The following is a 2,672-nucleotide window of genomic DNA, read 5'->3' as shown; positions in this document are numbered from 1 at the left end:
CCGACGGTCACGGCATAGTGCCGCGTCGTCCAAGCAGTCTTTGGGTTCCTTGACGGTGACCCACCCGTTCCACGCCTTGAGTGGTCAGCAGTTGGACATTCTGTTCGTCAAGCGCCGGGGTGGTGCGCTGGTCTACATCTGCGCGTGCGGCGTGAGCCGGAGTGTGACGCTGCCGCAGGAGTGGACGGATCGCGGTGGGAAGCCGTCGGGCGACCGTCTCGCGGTCGAGGGGCTGAGCGCGCTCCGTGCGCTGGTCGATGCCCTGGTGAGCCGTGGTGTCGACCAGAACGGGGGCGGATCCTGATGGAACGACAATCGTGTCGCGCATCAGCCCTGGTGGGGGCGGAAGCGAGGGGCCGTGCCGTCAACATCCGGGTGTTGCGTCGAGATGGTGATGGTGCTGGCCAACATGGTCGAGTCCGTGTTGGGAGGCAGCCGTGATCGTGAACGGGACCTCGAAGATCACCGCGTCCCACCGCTCACGGACGGCGGCAATCTACCTGCGGCAGAGCACGCTGGTGCAGGTGAGGGACAACACCGAGTCGACGCTGCGGCAGTACGCGCTCGGGGACGAGGCGGTCGCGCTGGGCTGGGACCGCGAGGACGTGCTGGTTATCGACACGGACCTGGGCGTGTCGGGGAAGTTCGGGCAGGTCCGCGAGGGCTTTCGGGACTTGGTGGCGAAGGTCTGTCTGGGCGAGGTCGGGGCGATCTTTGGTCTGGAGGTCTCCCGCCTGGCGCGGTCCTCGGCCGACTTCGCCCGGTTACTGGAACTGGCCCGGCTGACCGACGCGCTGCTGATCGACGCCGACGGCGTCTACGACCTGACGAACATCAACGACCGGCTCCTGCTCGGCTTGAAAGGGAGCATGTCAGAGGCCGAACTGCACATCCTGTCGGGTCGGCTGCAGGGCGCGAAGCGGGCCGCGGCCGAGCGCGGCGAGCTGCGGTTCCCGCTGCCGGTGGGGTACGTCTACGACGACGAGGGCGAGTGCGTGATCGACCCCGACGCCGAGGTGCAGGCCGCGATCCGTGATGTGTTCGCGTCCTTCGCGGCTGGTGGCTCGGCCTTCCAGGTCGTGGGGGCGTTCGTGGGCAGGCGGTTCCCGCTGCGCGCCTATGGTGGAGCGTGGGCTGGGCAGTTGCGGTGGGGCAAGCTGACCCACTCACGTGTGCTGGGGGTGCTGCGGAATCCGTGCTATGCCGGGGCTTATGTCTACGGCCGGTACTCGACCCGGCGCCGGGTGCGGCCGGACGGCACGGTGGCCACGGGTATCAAGCTGCTGCCCCGCGAGCAGTGGCCGATCGTGCTGCAGGACCACCACGAGGGCTACTGGACCTGGGCTGAGTTCGTGGCGGCGGAAGCGAAGCTGAAGGCCAACTGCACCCACGACGGCGCCCGCCCCGCCCGCGAGGGCCTGGCCCTGTGTCAGGGGATCATGTTCTGCGGGTCCTGCGGACGCCCGATGACCACCCGCTACCACCACGGCGGCCAGGCCGCCTACGGCTGCTCGTCCTCCCGGGCCGACCACGAAGCCACTGCGACCTGCCGCTCGACCCGCGCCGACATCGTGGACGACGCGGTGGCCGGCCTGCTGCTGAGCACGCTCAGCCCTGGCCAGGTCGAGCGGGCCCTGGCCGCGGCCGACGAGGTCACTGACCGGCACACCCGCTCCCACCGCGCCGCCGAACTCGCCGTCGAACGCGCCCAGTACGACGCCGACCGCGCCGAACGTACCTTCAGCGCGGTGGAGCCGGAGAACCGGATGGTCGCCCGCACCCTGGAGGCCCGCTGGGAGGCGCGGCTGGCCGCACTCGACCAGGCCCAGGCCGCCCTGACCGCGGCCCGCGAAACCAGGCCCGAACTGCCCGACCGCACCGCGCTGCAGGCCCTGGCCGCAGACCTGCCCGGACTGTGGCACGACCCCGACACCAAGGACCGGGACCGCAAGCGCCTGCTGCGGACCCTGGTCTCGGACGTCACCCTGCTGCCCGAACCCACCCGGGCCCGCGCCCGGATCGGGGTCCGCTGGCACACCGGCGCCACCGACGAACTCGCCCTGACCCGGCCCCTGACCTCCCCGGAGGTGCGGCGGACCCCGGCCGCCGCACGCGAACTGATCGCCGCGATGCGTCCGGAGCACAGCGATGAACAGGTCGTCGCAGCCCTCGCCGAGGCCGGGCTCACCACCGGCACCGGACGCTCCTACGACGCGGCGGCGGTCAAGTGGGTCGGCCACACCTACAACATCCCGGCCCGGTCCCCCTTCCGGGACGGCGAGATCGACGTCAACCAGGCCGCGAAGATCCTGGGGATAACCTCCGGCGCCGTCTACTACTGGCTCACCCACGACCGGCTCCCCGGCCGCAAAGACTCTGCGGGACGGTGGTGCATCCCCTGGAACCCGCAGGTCGAAGCCGCCTGCCGGGAGCAGATCGGCGCTTCTGGACACCTGACCCCGCGCCCCGGACCACCGGCTCAGGCCCGGAACGGTGAAGTCACCGTCCAGCAGGCCGCCGCCCGCCTGGGCGTGGTCGAACACGTCCTCTACTACTGGATCCGCTGCCGACGCCTGCCCGCCCGCAAAGACCCTGGCGGACGCTGGCTGATCCCCTGGAACGACGCGGTCGAGGCCACCTGCCGGGACTGGATCACCCACCCCGAACAGCTC

General features: G+C 70.8%; 2 protein-coding genes. Both read left to right on the top strand.

From position 1 onward, the window contains the following. On the top strand, nucleotides 1–304 hold a 304-nt coding region (locus ABZ656_RS57385), incomplete at its 5' end, for a DUF5372 family protein (protein WP_360280627.1). Nucleotides 305–437: 133 nt separating this feature from the next. Beyond that, nucleotides 438–2,672 (top strand): recombinase family protein (locus tag ABZ656_RS57380; protein ID WP_360280624.1); only part of this gene is annotated, 2,235 nt, incomplete at its 3' end.

The organism is Streptomyces sp. NPDC007095 (assembly GCF_040634475.1).
In the GTDB taxonomy this organism is placed as follows: Bacteria; Actinomycetota; Actinomycetes; order Streptomycetales; family Streptomycetaceae; genus Streptomyces.
Note: the sequence above shows the minus strand (reverse complement) of the source record. Positions and strands in the feature narration are given on the sequence as shown.